This is a genomic window from Oscillibacter sp. KLE 1745, assembly GCF_000469445.2.
In the GTDB taxonomy this organism is placed as follows: Bacteria; Bacillota; Clostridia; order Oscillospirales; family Oscillospiraceae; genus Oscillibacter; species Oscillibacter welbionis.
Window position 1 is genome coordinate 5617 of the sequence record NZ_KI271710.1, and the last position, 14784, is coordinate 20400.

Annotated in this window: 17 protein-coding genes and 1 riboswitch; of the genes, 12 read left to right on the forward strand and 5 right to left on the reverse strand. The window is 64.1% G+C overall.

Annotation, left to right across the window (positions count from 1 at the left end; translation table 11 throughout):
* Window positions 1-195 (reverse strand): macro domain-containing protein (locus HMPREF1546_RS06015; RefSeq protein ID WP_021749850.1); only part of this gene is annotated, 195 nt, incomplete at its 3' end.
* 178 nt (window positions 196-373) lie between these two features.
* Here HMPREF1546_RS06015 and HMPREF1546_RS06020 point away from each other — a divergent pair.
* Window positions 374-1039 (forward strand): hypothetical protein, encoded by a 666-nt coding sequence (locus tag HMPREF1546_RS06020; RefSeq protein WP_021749849.1) that lies wholly within the window; start codon window positions 374-376, stop codon window positions 1037-1039.
* Window positions 1040-1103: 64 nt separating this feature from the next.
* Window positions 1104-1274: riboswitch (M-box (ykoK) riboswitch) on the forward strand.
* Window positions 1275-1517: 243 nt separating this feature from the next.
* Window positions 1518-2867, forward strand: a complete 1350-nt coding sequence (gene mgtE, locus HMPREF1546_RS06025) for a magnesium transporter (RefSeq protein WP_021749848.1) — start codon at window positions 1518-1520, stop codon at window positions 2865-2867.
* A gap of 75 nt (window positions 2868-2942) precedes the next feature.
* Here the strand turns inward: mgtE and selD are convergent, their stop codons facing one another.
* Genes selD through yqeC form a run of 3 tightly spaced genes read right to left on the reverse strand, consistent with a single transcriptional unit; the run spans window position 2943 to window position 5539 of the window.
* The gene (gene selD / locus HMPREF1546_RS06030; protein WP_036630608.1) at window positions 2943-3983 is read right to left on the reverse strand and encodes a selenide, water dikinase SelD; all 1041 of its coding nucleotides are present in this window, start codon (window positions 3981-3983) and stop codon (window positions 2943-2945) included.
* Between the two features lie 48 nt (window positions 3984-4031).
* Window positions 4032-4847 (reverse strand): selenium-dependent molybdenum cofactor biosynthesis protein YqeB, encoded by an 816-nt coding sequence (yqeB, locus tag HMPREF1546_RS06035; RefSeq protein ID WP_021749846.1) that lies wholly within the window; start codon window positions 4845-4847, stop codon window positions 4032-4034.
* Window positions 4838-5539, reverse strand: a complete 702-nt coding sequence (gene yqeC / locus HMPREF1546_RS06040; RefSeq protein ID WP_301546151.1) for a selenium cofactor biosynthesis protein YqeC — start codon at window positions 5537-5539, stop codon at window positions 4838-4840. The genes yqeB and yqeC overlap by 10 nt, the downstream gene beginning before the upstream one ends.
* 161 nt (window positions 5540-5700) lie before the next feature.
* Between yqeC and HMPREF1546_RS06045 the strand changes: the two genes are divergently transcribed.
* The 9 genes from HMPREF1546_RS06045 (at window position 5701) to HMPREF1546_RS06085 (ending at window position 12893) form a co-directional block, all read left to right on the forward strand.
* Window positions 5701-6540, forward strand: a complete 840-nt coding sequence (locus tag HMPREF1546_RS06045) for a helix-turn-helix domain-containing protein (protein ID WP_021749844.1) — start codon at window positions 5701-5703, stop codon at window positions 6538-6540.
* Window positions 6541-6656: 116 nt separating this feature from the next.
* Window positions 6657-7601 carry a GTP 3',8-cyclase MoaA gene (gene moaA / locus HMPREF1546_RS06050; RefSeq protein ID WP_021749843.1) on the forward strand — a complete coding sequence of 315 codons (945 nt, stop codon included), beginning with the start codon at window positions 6657-6659 and terminating at the stop codon, window positions 7599-7601.
* 5 nt (window positions 7602-7606) lie between these two features.
* Window positions 7607-8086, forward strand: a complete 480-nt coding sequence (gene moaC, locus HMPREF1546_RS06055) for a cyclic pyranopterin monophosphate synthase MoaC (RefSeq protein WP_036630603.1) — start codon at window positions 7607-7609, stop codon at window positions 8084-8086.
* Window positions 8087-8091: 5 nt separating this feature from the next.
* Window positions 8092-8535 carry an MOSC domain-containing protein gene (locus HMPREF1546_RS06060; protein WP_025544848.1) on the forward strand — a complete coding sequence of 148 codons (444 nt, stop codon included), beginning with the start codon at window positions 8092-8094 and terminating at the stop codon, window positions 8533-8535.
* Complete coding sequence (locus tag HMPREF1546_RS06065; RefSeq protein WP_021749840.1) at window positions 8532-9551, forward strand: molybdopterin-binding protein; 1020 nt, start codon at window positions 8532-8534, stop codon at window positions 9549-9551. Before HMPREF1546_RS06060 ends, HMPREF1546_RS06065 begins: the two co-directional genes overlap by 4 nt.
* A 133-nt stretch (window positions 9552-9684) precedes the next feature.
* On the forward strand, window positions 9685-10539 hold the full coding sequence (modA, locus tag HMPREF1546_RS06070) for a molybdate ABC transporter substrate-binding protein (RefSeq protein WP_021749839.1): 855 nt from the start codon (window positions 9685-9687) through the stop codon (window positions 10537-10539).
* Between the two features lie 115 nt (window positions 10540-10654).
* A complete protein-coding gene (modB, locus tag HMPREF1546_RS06075) occupies window positions 10655-11335 on the forward strand; it encodes a molybdate ABC transporter permease subunit (RefSeq protein WP_021749838.1) in 681 nt (226 codons plus the stop codon).
* Window positions 11335-12381: a sulfate/molybdate ABC transporter ATP-binding protein gene (locus HMPREF1546_RS06080; RefSeq protein ID WP_021749837.1), complete on the forward strand. Its 1047-nt coding sequence runs from the start codon at window positions 11335-11337 to the stop codon at window positions 12379-12381. The genes modB and HMPREF1546_RS06080 overlap by 1 nt, the downstream gene beginning before the upstream one ends.
* Window positions 12382-12395: 14 nt before the next feature.
* A complete protein-coding gene (locus tag HMPREF1546_RS06085; protein ID WP_021749836.1) occupies window positions 12396-12893 on the forward strand; it encodes a molybdenum cofactor biosynthesis protein B in 498 nt (165 codons plus the stop codon).
* 51 nt (window positions 12894-12944) lie between these two features.
* Here HMPREF1546_RS06085 and HMPREF1546_RS06090 read toward each other — a convergent pair whose 3' ends face one another.
* On the reverse strand, window positions 12945-13391 hold the full coding sequence (locus HMPREF1546_RS06090; RefSeq protein ID WP_021749835.1) for an Rrf2 family transcriptional regulator: 447 nt from the start codon (window positions 13389-13391) through the stop codon (window positions 12945-12947).
* 164 nt (window positions 13392-13555) lie between these two features.
* Here HMPREF1546_RS06090 and HMPREF1546_RS06095 point away from each other — a divergent pair, with 164 nt between their 5' ends.
* Window positions 13556-14728, forward strand: coding sequence for an NADP-dependent malic enzyme (locus HMPREF1546_RS06095; protein ID WP_021749834.1), 1173 nt, complete (start codon window positions 13556-13558; stop codon window positions 14726-14728).
* The last annotated feature ends 56 nt before the right edge of the window (window positions 14729-14784 follow it).

Consider the following 14784-nt stretch of genomic DNA (forward strand, 5'->3'; position numbering starts at 1 on the left):
GCCCGCCGTCAGCTTGGCCCGCCCCCGCTCGCAGCCCCCCAGCGTCCGGCACTCCGCCAGCAGCTCCGGCCCCGCCGCCGCGTGGATGGCCCCGTCCACCCCGGCGCCGCCCAGCAGCGTGGGATTGGCCGCGTTGACAATGGCCTCCGCGTCCGAACGGGTGATATCTCCCACCAGAATGGAAAAGCGATCCATAGCCGTCCTCCTGTTCCCCTGTGCCGTCCCGACACATCTCGTCTCTTAACAGTATATCTCCCGCCGGAAAAAAAGCAAGCCCGGATCCGGGCTTGTCCCGCGTGGCTTCCTGCGGTATAATTTGCCCGTGAACAACCACCTGTGCCCGGCGTTCTGCCGCCGGGAGAAAGGAGTCCCTATGGCAAAACAGGTCCCCTCCTACACTGGGACGCTGCGCAATCACTCCCTGACCATCCCCGCCTGCGTCAGCGAGTGCAGCGGCATCCGTATTTTCGGCCGGCGCATCAAGTCCCTGGCCTTTTCCACCGATGTAGCCATCATCAAGAACATCAACGCGGACGCCATCATCGCCGTCTATCCCTTCACGCCCCAGCCGGTGATCTCCCAGGCCATCATCAGCGTGTCCGACGTGCCGGTATTCGTGGGCGTGGGCGGCGGAATCACCACCGGCTCCCGCTCCGTCCGGCTGGCCATCCAGTCCGAGCACCAGGGTGCCTACGGCGTGGTGCTGAATGCCCCCACCTCCGACGATGTCATCCGCCAGATCAAAAAGGTGGTGGACATTCCCGTGGTCATCACGGTGGTCTCCGCTCACACGGACATCGGCAGCCGCCTGGAGGCGGGAGCCGACTTTCTCAATGTCTCCGGCGCCGCCGCCACGCCGGAGATCGTGGCGGAGATCCGCCGGGACTTCCCGAAGGTTCCCATCATCGCCACCGGCGGCCCCACAGAGGAGTCGATCCTCCGCACCATCCAGGCCGGAGCCAATGCCATTACATACACCCCGCCCTCCAACGGCGTGCTGTTCGCCCGTATCATGAACCAGCACCGGAAGGCGCTGTGAGGTCATGGCGAAAATTTTTTTGAGGCGACGGGGTTGACAAACGTCCGTCCAGGCGGTTATAATGACGGCGAATCGGTAGGTGAGGCTACCACGGGGATTCGGAATCATCCAAAGACTGCTGCCGCACAGTTGTGGAGACACAACCAGCTGGTCAACAGGCCGCGTCGACAACAAGGCGCCGCTTAACGCAGTTGCTACGCCCCGTGAAGCTAAAGCTTGGACGAAGACGCCCATTGTGTGCAGCTCTCCCTGCCGGATTTCCGGCAGGGATTTTTTTGCTGCGGAAAAGCACGGCCAAAAATTCAAACGCGCCATTTCCCCGTCCCTTCGGGGCAGCTGGAAAGGATACGCAAAACCTCACACAGCCGATGTTCCTAACGCGCGAACGCGCATAGAGTTTTATGCAGAAAGGAGGTGCGGACCATGGAAAGCGCCAGTCAGCCACCCAGACAATACAGACGAAAGCGAGGTAACGACTATGACCATGTTCAACAAGGATCAGATCTTTCAGCTTTTGGAGAGCCGGGACGGCGAGGCGCTACGCGCCCTTTGGCAGGGCCGCGGTGCCGTGGACATCGCCGCCCTCCTGGACTCCGTGGAGGACAGTGCCCGGCAGGCGGCGGTGTTCCGCACGCTGCCCAAGGACCTGGCGGCAGATGTGTTCTCCTATCTCCCCGGTCCCACTCAGGCCACCCTGGCCCGCTCTTTCGCGGACGGGGAGCTGCAGCAGATTTTTGACGCCCTGCATCTGGACGACGCGGCGGATTTTCTGGAGGAGCTTCCCGCTAACCTGGTGACCCGCATCCTCCGCTCCGCCAGCCCTCAGCGCCGTATGGCGGTAAATGCCCTGCTGCGCTATCCGGCGGACAGTGCCGGCAGCGTCATGACGCCGGAGTTTGTCTCCCTCCGGCCGGGCGATACGGTCCGGCAGGCGCTGGATACCATCCGCCGCACCGGAATCCACAAGGAGACGGTCTACACCTGCTATGTGCTGGAGCACCGGCAGCTGCTGGGCGTGGTGTCGGCCAAGGACCTGCTGACAGCCGCGGAGGATGCCGCTGTGGCGGACCTGATGGTCACGGATGTGGTATCTGTGGGTACGCTCACAGACCGGGAAGAGGCCGCCCGGCTCCTGGCGAAATATGACCTGCTGGCCTTGCCGGTGCTGGATGGAGAGGAGCGGATGGTGGGCATCGTCACCGTGGATGATGCCATGGATGTCCTGACGGAGGCCGCCGCAGAGGATCTCTCCATCATGGCGGCGGTGACGCCGGACGAGAAGCCCTACTTCGCCGCCTCCGCCTGGGAGCACGCCCGCCATCGGGTAGTGTGGCTGCTGATTTTGATGCTGTCCGCCGCCATCACCGGCTCTATCATCACCCGGTACGAGGACGCCATCTCCGCCGTGCCCCTGCTGGTGGCCTTTCTACCCATGCTGATGGACACCGGCGGAAACTGCGGCTCCCAGAGCGCCACGCTGGTGATCCGGGGACTGGCTCTGGAAGAGATCCGCCCCCGGGACGCGCTGCGGGTGATCCGCAAGGAGCTGGCGGTAGCCGCCATCGTCAGCGCCGTCCTAGCCGCGGCCAACGGCCTGCGGATCTACCTTCAGTACCATGACAGCGCCATCGCCCTGGTGATCTCCCTGTCCCTGGCGGCCACGGTGGTGCTGGCCAAGCTGGTGGGCTGTATGCTGCCCATTGCCGCCAAGCAGCTCCACATGGATCCGGCCATCATGGCCTCCCCCCTCATCACTACCATTGTGGATGCCGGGGCGGTGCTGATCTACTTCCAGGCCGCCGCCGCGCTCCTGCGCCTGCCCGTTTAAGGGTTCCGCCCGGTACGGGCGCAAAACAGGTGCCTGCCAGAAATCCGGCAGGCACCTGTTTCCCATTTTCGACTTTCACCGCAGGAAGATGCGTTTCCCGCCTCGGTAGGCCTTCACGACGCCGATCCGCTGGGCACTGGGAACGCGGCCCTGCAGCTCCCGGTGCAGCGCCTCCGCGTCTGCCGGGTCCACGGCCATGAGGAGGCCCCCAGCGGTCTGGGGATCATAGAGCAGGTCCTGTCTGCACAGCGCGGTCTCACCTGCATCCACGCCCACCTCCGCAAAGGCGCGGTTACGGTACATCCCCGCCGGCAGCAGACCCATGTTTGCAAACTCCAGCGCCTCCGGAATCAGGTCGATGGCGTCCACCTCCAGCTCCAGCTCCACATCGCTGCCCTGGGCCATCTCATAGCTGTGGCCCAGCAGGCCAAAGCCCGTTACATCCGTGCAGGCGTGGACGCGGTACTTCACCATGGCGTCCCGGGCGGACTTGTTCAGGGTGGTCATCAGTTCCTCTGCCAAAGCCCGCCCCTCGACCGACAGCATCTCCGCCTTCTGTGCAGTGGTGAGGACGCCAATGCCGATGGGCTTCGTCAGCAACAGCACGTCCCCCGGCCGGGCGCCGGAGTTGGTCAGCACCCGGTCCGGATGGACGAAGCCGGTGACCGCCAGGCCGTACTTGGGCTCGTCGTCCAGGATGCTGTGGCCGCCGGTGATGAGCGCCCCCGCCTCATACACCTTGTTATAGCCGCCTCGCAACAGCTGGTGCACCGCCTCTTTCGGCATGGACTCCGGCACGGCCATGATGTTCAGGCACAGCTTGGGCTCGCCGCCCATGGCGTACACATCGGAGAGGGCGTTGGTGGCCGCGATCTGTCCGAACAGGTACGGGTCGTCGGCAATGGGCGGGAAGAAATCCACCGTCTGCACCAGGGCCAGATCGTCGCTGACCTTATAGACCGAGGCGTCGTCGCTCTTGTCGAACCCCACCAGCAGATTGGGGTCCCGATGCACCTGGATGCCGTCCAGCAGCTGGGCCAGCACACCGGCCCCCACTTTGGCGCCGCACCCGGCACACTTGGCCAGCTTCGTCAGCTTGACATCATTTTCAGGCATGATTCTTCCTCCCGTTTCCTCAGTTTGATCGTCCCCGACAGGCTGCACCTAACCGGAATACCCACCTGCGCGGTCTTTCAGCGCTCCCGTCAGGTCCAAAATCGCCTCCAGCACACCGCCGCCAATGGCCAGGGCCTTGTCGCTGGCGGTATAGCAGTGCTCCACCTTGCAGCGGGGGTCGATGTCCCCGGCCTTCATCCCTTTGTGCACCGGGGTATCATCCGGCAGGATACCCCGCAGGACGCCGTCCAGGGTGCAGGTCATGGGCACGCCGTTCACCGTGGCGGCCACATCCCCCTGCCGCACCTGGGCGCCAATGTCCAGCAGCTGGTGAAACACGCCGTCCGCCGGGGCCCGCAGCACTCGTTCCCCGGCAAAGCCGCCGATGAGCCCCGGGATCCCGGTATTGGGCAGCGCACTGCCCGCATGGATCACCCGGCCCAGCGTGTGGCCCCGCATGGTCTCCACCACCGCGTGACAGTCCACCCCGGCAGTGAAGCCCGGCCCCACGCCGATGACCACCGGGGCATCGGTGATCCGGGTGCCCAGATTCCGCTTGGCCAGGATGGCGTCCACCACCGCGTCCGGCTTCAAAACTGGGATACAGATCCCCTCCGGGTCCGCCAGCACCGGGACTACATTCTCTTGCAAAAGGGCCATAGCCGCCTCCGGTGTCTCCGCCCGGCGGGCGGTGACATCCTCCACCTTTGTCTCTCCCAACACGATGGCCTGGGAGAAGGCTACGGTCCGCCGGATGGCAGTTGGGGCCGGTATATCGGTCATAATCACCGATATATGCGCCCTTTTCAGCCGAAGAGCAATACCGGTGGCCAAATCACCGGCGCCTCGGATGATTACCAGCATAGAAAATACTCCCTCCTCCACAGACTGCCGGCCAGAACCGGACAGTCCATCAGGCGCGCCAGGGCCCTGGCATCTGCCAGATTCCACAGCGTCTCCACCTGATTGACATAAACTTTCGTGTGCAGATCTTCGGATCGAAGCACCCTCGCCTCGGCCTCCGGCGTGGCCTCCGCCGCCTCCGGCACCCCCGCAAGAAGCGCGTACCGCTCCGGCCGGTGAGCGGCCGCAGCGATGGGACGGCCGAAGCCGGAGGCCCCCACCACGCAGATGGTCTGATTGGCCTCAGTTGGGATCACCGGCTCGTGGGGGGCGTGCGCCTTCAGGGGACGGCGGGCAGCGCCGTCCGCCTCCACCAGAATGTAGTCGAATTGCTCCGCCAGCACCGCCATGGGCGTCTCTGGGGCCGTCAGCTTACCCGTTCCCGGTTCGTCTGTCCCGGCACACAGCAGCTGATGCGCCCTGCGCAGTTCGTCCAGCTCCGCCGCTGTCCGGGCGCAGGGCAGGTCCGAAAACGGGAGAATCTTGGTGGTGGTGCACAGCAGGACCGGATGCTGTCCGGCCAGCTCCTCGCCCAGGGTCCGCAGGAGAGTGGTCTTTCCCCCGCCGCCGATGACGGCAGTGACACCGGGACGGATATCCAGCAGCTGGGAAAGGGTCATGGCGCATTCTCCCTCTATCGTTCTTCTTTTCATAGAATAGCACCTCCTCCGTTCCTCGTCAAGCAAGTCCGCCGGGACTGCCTGTTTTTCAGGCTTTTGGCAGTGTGCAACTGCCAGTTGCCAAATTTTCAGGTCCCCTTGGTGGACTTTTGCCCACTCTCCCACTATACTGGAACCACAAAGGAGGGCGCGGTATGAGCCTTGGAACCAACATCAGCCGCCTGCGGGCGGAGAAACGCCTGTCTCAGGGGGACCTGGCGGAAGTGCTGGAGGTGAGCCGCCAGTCCGTCAGCAAGTGGGAGACGGATTCCAGTGTGCCGGACCTGGACAAGCTGATAAAGCTGAGCCAGCTCTTCCGTGTGACGCTGGATGAACTGGTGACGGGAGCAGAGCCCCAACTGAAGGTGGAGACGCCTCCGGTCATGGTGTCTCCGTCAATGCCGGGTCGGAAGATCGCCGGGATCATCCTCTTCTGCATGGCCTTTCTGGCATTTCTGATCCCTACGGTGCTGGGTGGGATCCTCGTCGGCCTGATCCTGGCCGTTCCGTTTCTAGTGTGCGGGATCATCTGCTTTCTCGTCCGAAAGCGGCCGGGGCTGTGGTGCGCCTGGGCAGCGTACTTGGCGGTTTACATCTTTTGCTACTATGGCACCCGCATCAGCTGGAATCTTTTCTTTTTCACGTTCTCTTGGGAGGAAGTCGGAACCCCCGTCTATACCTTTGCAGCGTGGATCCAATCGCTGATGATACTGGCTCTGCTGATTGGGACTGTCCGCTCCTTCTGCACATTCTCCTTTCCTCCCACCAGGCGGAATGGAGTGATTCTGGTCGTGCTATGGATTGAATTCCTGGCGTACCGATTGCTGACCGCGCCCATCGCCGACTTGCTCTCAGCACCGGAAATTCCTGTGACCTCCATGTGGGCCTTGATGGCTCTGATTCTTATGGCAGGCATCGCCTCCCTCATTCTGCTGGCCATTGTCTTGACGCTGTCGGTGCGGATGGCTGCCGCCTGGAGGGCCTCTCACTGCTGATACTTTTCGGCTCACGCCCCGACATTGGCCGGGGCGTTTTTCTTGACTTTTCCCGCAGGGCGCTTATAATATAGTATATCGTTTATCTCACTTGAGTATCACGGTTGGAGGACATTATGCGGGACAGCTGCGGACGGACAATCGACTACCTGCGGCTCAGCGTCACGGACCTGTGCAACTACCGGTGCCAATACTGTATGCCGCCCGAGGGCGTGGAGAAGCGGCTTCACAGCGATATTCTCTCCATCGAAGAGCTGGCGGAGATCGCCGCGGCGGCGGTTCGGTGCGGGGTAAAGAAGATCCGCCTCACCGGCGGGGAGCCTCTGGTGCGGCGGGGATTGCCGGACCTGTGCCGGATGCTGCGGGCCATCCCCGGGTTGGCGGAGCTGTGCCTCACTACCAACGGCTCCCTCCTGCCCCAGCTGGCAAGACCCCTGCGGGATGCGGGGGTGGACCGGCTGAACATCAGCCTGGATACGCTGCGGCCGGACCGGTTCGCCGCCATGACCCGGCTGGGGACCCTCCAGGACGTGCTTGCGGGCATTAAAGCTGCGGAGGCGGCTGGATTCCGGAATCTAAAATTTGACACCGTCCTCATCGGCGGGTTCAACGACGATGAGATCGAAGATTTTGTGAATCTCAGCCGGGAGCATCCCTGGGAGATGCGGTTCATCGAGCTGATGCCCATGGGCCCCTGCGCCGGGTGGGATCGGAGCCGCTTCCTGCCCGCAGAAACGGTGCTGGACCGGATGGCAGAGCTGGAACCCATCGAGGCCCAGGGAGTGGCCCGGCGGTACCAGCTGCCCGGCGCGCTGGGGACAGTGGGGCTCATCTCCCCAGTGAGCCACGACTTCTGCGCGGACTGCCGCCGGATTCGGGTGACGGCGGACGGCAAGCTGAAGGGCTGCCTCCACAGCCGGGAAGAGATCCCCCTCCGGGGCCTCCACGGCCAGGCGCTGGAGGACGCCGTCCGGCGGGGCATCCTCCACAAGCCGGAGCGCCACCATCTCACAGAACGGTCCAGCGACACGCCCCGAAACATGAATCAGATCGGAGGATGACCACCATGGCGGAATTGACCCATTTCAATGAACAGGGCCGGGCCAGGATGGTGGATGTGACGGAGAAGGCCGTCACCCACCGCCGGGCAGTGGCTGCCGGGGAGATCCACATGACCCCGGAGACATTGCAGAACATCAAGGACGGCACCTTGAAAAAGGGTGACGTGCTGGCGGTAGCCCAGGTGGCGGGCATCCAGGCGGCCAAGCACAACTGGGAGCTGATCCCCATGTGCCACCCCCTGCCCCTGACAGGTATCGACATCACCTTCGCCCTGTCCGATTCCCCTTGCATGGTGGAGATCCAGGCCGCCGTCACCTGCACCGGCGTTACCGGGGTGGAGATGGAGGCCCTGACAGCCGTGTCCGTGGCGGCGCTGACCATCTATGACATGTGCAAGGCAGTCCAAAAGGACATGCGCATTGAAAACATCCGCCTGCTGTCCAAGTCCGGCGGCAAGAGCGGAGATTACCAGATCAAGGAGTGAGCCTGTTGGCAAACGTGGTATCGGTCAACATCAGCGAGCGGAAGGGGGAGCAGAAGCACCCCGTCCCGGAAATCCAACTAAAGTTCCGCCACGGCATCGTGGGGGACGCCCACGCCGGGGACTGGCACCGGCAGATCTCCCTGCTGGCGGAGGAGAGCGTGGACACCATGCGGGCGAGCTGCCCCATCCCACTGGATCCGGGGGTGTTTGCGGAGAACATCAACACCGAGGGCATCGACCTGAAACACCTGCCGGTGGGCACCCATCTGCGGATCGGTGAGACGGAGGTGGAGGTGACCCAAATCGGCAAGGAGTGCCACAGCGACTGCGCCATCAAGCAGGCGGTGGGCAGGTGCGTTATGCCCACGGAGGGCATCTTCGCCGTGGTGGTCCGGGAGGGCGTGGTCCGTCCCGGCGATGAGATCGAGATTCTGGAGGCGGAAGCATGAAGCTGATACGGACGGAGGATGCGGTGGGCCATGTGCTGTGCCACGACCTGACCCAGATCATCAAGGACCAGTACAAGGATGCCCGGTTCCGCAAGGGCCATGTGGTGGCGCCGGAGGACATCCCGGTGCTGCTCGGCATGGGCAAGGAGCACCTGTACGTGTGGGAGATGACGCCTGGGATGCTCCACGAGGATGAGGGGGCGGAGCGCCTGCTGGCCCTGTGTGCCAACGAGAATATGGAGCGGAGTGGCGTCAAGGAGGGCAAGATCGAGCTGAAGGCATCCTGCGACGGGCTGTTCCTGGTCCGGTCGGAATCCCTGCGGGCGGTAAACGCCATCGATGAGCTGATGATCGCCACCCGGAAGGGGGGTACAGCCGTCAAAAAAGGCGACAAGCTGGCGGGGATGCGGGTGATCCCCCTGATCATCGCGGAGGAGAAGCTGACAGCCGCCAAAGCGGCCGCCGGAGATACCCCCCTGCTGGAGCTGCGGCCCTGGGTGCGAAAAACCGCCGCCATCGTGGCCACCGGCAGCGAGGTGAAGAAGGGATTGATCCAAGACACCTTCACTCCGGTGGTGAAGGACAAATTGAGCGCCTATGGCATCGAGACCATCTCCGTCTCCTATTCCGGCGATGGGGTGGAGAACGTGGCAGGCGCCATCTCCCAAGCCCGGCAGACTGGGGCGGAAGTCATCCTCTGCACCGGGGGTATGAGCGTGGACCCCGACGATAACACCCCCGGCGGGATCAGGCAGAGCGGGGCGAAGATCGTCACCTACGGCGCCCCGGTGCTGCCCGGCGCTATGTTCCTGCTGGGCTACTACGATGACGGCACCCCCGTCATGGGCCTGCCCGGCTGCGTCATGTACGCCGGGGCCACCATCTTCGACCTAGTGCTGCCCTGGGTGGCGGCGGATGTAAGCGTCACCAAGGAGTGGATCGTCTCCCTGGGGGAGGGCGGCCTGTGTCTCGGCTGCCAGCCCTGCCGCTGGCCCATCTGCCCCTTTGGAAAGTAAAAATCAGCCCGCGCCGGAGCGTCCGGCGCAGGTTTTTTCCATCCGTTATCCTCATTTGAATATCACGTCAGTTTGACACCGGACTTGCAAAGCCGGGTTCAACATATTATCATCAAGAAAGGAAGATTTCGCCATGAAAAAGCTTTTCTCCCTCGTTCTGGCCCTGTCCATGGCGCTGGCCCTGACCGCCTGCGGCGGCAGTGCGGACACCGACAGCACCACCACAGACGACACCACAGAGACCACCGCCAAACCGGTAGAGCTGTACGTCTTTGCCGCGGCCTCCATGCAGGAGTCCCTGGATCAGGTCATCGAGGCCTACAAGGCCGTGGCTCCGGAAGTCGCCGTCGTGGCGACTTATGACTCCTCCGGCACCCTGAAAACCCAGATCCAGGAGGGAGCCGACTGTGATGTGTTCATCTCCGCCGCTCCCAAGCAGATGAACCAGTTGGACGCCGAGGGCGGCGAGGAGAACACCGAGGGCCTGGACCTGGTGAATAGCGCCACCCGTCTGGACCTGCTGGAGAACAAGGTGACCCTGGCCGTTCCCGAGGGCAACCCCAAGGGCATCGAGTCCTTTGACCAGCTGGCGGGGCTGCTGGCCAGCGGCGATGTGTTCCTGGCCATGGGCAACAGCGACGTTCCGGTGGGCCAGTACACTCAGAAGATCTTCACCTACTACGGTCTGAATGAGGAAACCCTGGCCAGTTCCGGCGTGCTGACCTACGGCTCCAACGTGAAGGAGGTCACCACCCAGGTCTCTGAGGGCACCGTGGACTGCGGCGTGATCTACGCCACCGACGCCTTCTCCGCCGGTCTGACCGTGGTGGACGAGGCCACCGCTGAGATGTGCGGCCAGGTGATCTACCCCGCCGCCGTCATGAAAAACAGCGCCAATCCCGATGCTGCCAAGGCCTTCCTGGACTTCCTGTCGACCGACGAGGCCATGGCCTGCTTCGAGGCGGTAGGCTTCAGCCCCATGGTGTGAGTTCAAGCAGATTGGAAATAGGCGTCTGATAAGGCTGGATCGTTTAAAATGCTTTCTGACAGCCCTTGATCCCCTCATTCCAAACTCCGGATTTCTTATTTTCCAAAGGAACCTTATGGCCTGGTCCCCTCTCTACAACTCATTGCGGATCGCCGCCATCTCCACGGTGGCGGTATTCTTCCTGGGGATCCTGGCGGCGTACTACATCGCCAAGCTGCCCCGGCTGGTGAAGGGCGTGCTGGATGTGGTGCTGACCCTGCCCCTGGTGCTGCCGCCCACCGTGGTGGGCTGGCTGCTGCTGGTGCTGCTAGGGCCCAACCGCCCCATCGGCGCCTGGGTGCAGGCCCACTTCGGCCTGAGGCTGGTGATGACCTGGTGGTCCGCTGTCTTTGCCACGGTGGTGGTGGCCTTCCCCCTGATGTACCGTACCGCCCGGGGGGCCTTTGAGAGCTTCGATCCTACGCTGGCGGAAGCTGCGGCGACCCTGGGCCGGTCCAATATCTGGATCTTCTGGCGGGTGCGGATGCCCGTGTGCCGCCAGGGCATCCTGGCGGGGACTGTGCTGGCCTTTGCCCGGGCTCTGGGGGAGTATGGTGCCACCTCCATGATCGCCGGCTACACCCCCGGCCGCACCGCCACCATCTCCACCACCGTCTATCAGCTCTGGCGGACCGACAATGACACAGAGGCCCTCCGCTGGGTGCTGGTGAACATTGCCATCTCCGCTGTATTCCTGTTGGCAGTGAACCTGCTGGAAGCCCGCCAGAAACGGGCCGGAAAAGGGGGCAGACGGTAATGGCGCTTTCCGTGGACATCCGAAAGGCCCTGGGAAATTTTCATCTGGCGGTCCAGTTTGACGCCGGGGATGAGACGCTGGCCCTGCTGGGGGCCTCGGGGTGCGGCAAGTCTGTGACCCTCAAGTGCATCGCCGGCATTCTGACGCCGGACGAGGGACACATCGAGCTGGACGGTGTTACCCTTTACGACAGCGCCTCCAGAATCAACCTGCCGCCCCAGCGGCGGCAGGTCGGGTACCTGTTCCAGCAGTACGCTCTGTTCCCCAACATGACGGTGCGGCAGAACATCGCCGCAGCCGTACGGGACAAGGCCCGCCGCCAAACAGAGGTGGCGGAGAAGCTGCGGCAGTTCCGGCTGGAGGCCGTGGCAGACCAGAAGCCGGGGCAGCTCTCCGGCGGGCAGCAGCAGCGGTGCGCCCTGGCCCGAATCCTAGCGTCGGAGCCCACGGCCATCCTGCTGGACGAGCCCTTCTCCGCCCTGGACAGCTACCTGAAATACCAGCTGGAACTGGAGCTGGCAGAGACACTGGGCGGATTCCCGGGCACGGTGCTGTGGGTCTCCCATGACCGGGGGGAGGTGTTCCGGAACTGCCGCCGGGTGTGTGTCATAGACCGGGGCAGATCCCAGCCTGTGACCACCCTGGGGGAGCTGTTCCGCAGCCCCGGCACAGAGGCCGCTGCCCGGCTCTCCGGCTGCAAGAACTATGCCGACGCCCGGCCAAGGGAGGATGCGGTGTTTCTTCCGGACTGGGGACTGACGCTCTCCTGCGGCCGTCCGGTGCCGGAGGGCGTCTGCCGGATCGGCATCCGGGCCCACCATGTTCAGCTGGCCGGTCCCGGGGCGGAAAACGCCTTCTCCTGCACGGCAGTAAAGGTGGTGGAGGACGTGTTTTCCACCATCGTGCTGCTGCGGCCGGAGGGCGCGGCGCCGGAAGCGCCCCTGCTGCGGATGGAGCTGGACAAGGACAACTGGCAGGCGGTGCCGGACAAGGACCGCCTCACCGTCTCCGTTCCGCCGGAGGCCATTCTGCTGCTGGAATCGTGAAGGAGTGATCTACCATGTTCAAAGCCGCTGTCCTGACCGTCAGCGACCGGAGTTTCCGGGGAGAGCGCCCTGACGCGGGCGGGCCTCTGGTTGTGGAAATTCTGAAAAACGCCGGGTACGCGGTGACGGAGACCGCCATTGTCCCGGACGAGAAGGGCCGGATCGAGGCTGCCCTGCGGCAGTGGTGCGACCGGGAGCCGGTGGATCTCATCGTCACCACCGGAGGCACCGGCTTCGCCCCCCGGGATGTGACGCCGGAAGCCACCCTTGCCGTGTGTGACCGGCTGACCCCCGGCATTCCGGAGGCCATGCGCTACGCCTCCATGCAGGTGACGAACCGGGCCATGCTGTCCCGGGCCGCGGCGGGCATCCGGAAGGGGACGCTCATCGTGAATCTCCCCGGCTCTCCCAAGGCGGCCAGGGAAAACCTGGAGGCCGTCCTCCCCGCGCTCGCCCACGGGCTGGAGATGCTCTCCGGACGGCCCGCCGACTGCGCCGGGCTGACGGACTGACCTGCTTTTCAAACAAACGCCGGCCTCTATATGAGGCCGGCGTTTTGCCATTCAGTCTGTGGAGGGTCGGGACGCTCTCCCCTGTTTCTCCAATTCCTCCCGCACCAGATCCGCCAGGGTGAAGCGGTCTACATATTCGTTCACGGCCGCATACAGGCCCGTCCAGAAGTCCAGGGTCGGGCAGACGCCGCACCGCTCGCAGGCGTTCTCCTCCGTCTCCAGGCAGGCCACCGGGGCCAGATTTCCCTCTGTCAGCCGGAGGATACTGCCCAGGGTATACTCCTCCGGCGCTTTCGTCAGACGATATCCCCCCAGGGCGCCACGCCCGCTGCGGAGGAATCCCGCCTTTCCCAGCAGACCCGCGATCTGCTCCAGATACTTCATGGAAATGCCCTGCCGGGCGGCCACATCCTTCAAGGAGACGAACTCCTCCCCGCCGTGGACCGCCACATCGATCATCAGGCGCAGGGCGTACCGCCCCTTGGTCGAAATCTTCACGAAACCGCCTCCTTTTCTGTCCCATCTATTTTGCCACAGGCGCTTCCGGAATGCAAGAGACCGCCTGGATTTTCCCCGCCCCGCCGGCACCGGAAATTGACAACCGTCCGCTTTTCCCGTACAATAAAAACAACTTTTGAGCGTTATGGAGAGGAGTACCGATCATGGATTACGCAAAGGAATCCCTGCGCCTGCATTCCGAGTGGAGGGGCAAGCTGGAGGTGACGCCCCGGGCCCAGGTGGACAGCAAGGAGGCGCTGTCCCTGGCCTACACCCCCGGCGTGGCCCAGCCCTGCCTGGAGATCCAGAAGGACATCAGCAAGAGCTACGAGCTGACCCGCCGGTGGAACACCGTGGCGGTGGTCACCGACGGCTCCGCCGTCCTGGGGCTGGGAGACATCGGCCCGGAGGCGGGGATGCCCGTCATGGAGGGCAAATGCGTCCTGTTCAAGGCCTTCGGCGGCGTGGACGCCATTCCCCTGTGCGTCCGCAGCCACGACGTGGACGAGATCGTGAACACCGTGGCCCTGCTGGCCGGGTCCTTCGGCGGCGTGAATCTGGAGGATATCGCCGCCCCCCGGTGCTTTGAGATTGAGCGGAAGCTGAAGGAGCGGTGCGACATCCCCATCTTCCACGACGATCAGCACGGCACCGCCGTCATCACCCTGGCGGGGCTCACCAACGCCCTGAAAGTGGTGGGCAAGCGGCTGGAGGATGTCCGAATCGTTATCAACGGTGCCGGCGCCGCCGCCGTCTCCATCACGAAGCTGCTGCTCTCCGCCGGGGCAGGGAACGTGACCCTCTGTGACCGGAAGGGCGCCATCTACGCCGGCCGCAGCGACGACATGAACTGGATCAAGGAGGAGATGGCCCAGGTGACGAATCCGGAGAAGCGGACCGGCTCCCTGGCGGACGTGCTGGCGGGAGCCGATGTGTTCATCGGCGTGTCCGCCCCCGGCGTCGTGACCAAGGAGATGGTGCAGACCATGAACGCCGGCGCCGTCATCTTCGCCTGCGCCAACCCCACACCGGAGATCTTCCCCGACGACGCCAGGGCCGGCGGTGCGGCGGTGGTGGCCACCGGCCGCAGCGACTATCCCAACCAGATCAACAACGTGCTGGCCTTCCCCGGCATCTTCCGGGGCGCCCTCGATGCCCGGGCCAGCGACATCAACGACGCCATGAAGATCGCCGCCGCCCATGCCTTGGCGGAGCTGGTGGGAGACGACCTCTCTGCCGACTATATCATCCCCGCCGCCTTCGATCCACGGGTGCGGGACGCGGTGGCCTCCGCTGTGGAGCAGGCCGCCCGCGCCTCCGGCGTGGCCAGAGTCTGAGTCCTCCGCTGCTGTTCACGTATGCAGAAGGCCCCGGCTGTCCTTTTGGACAGCCG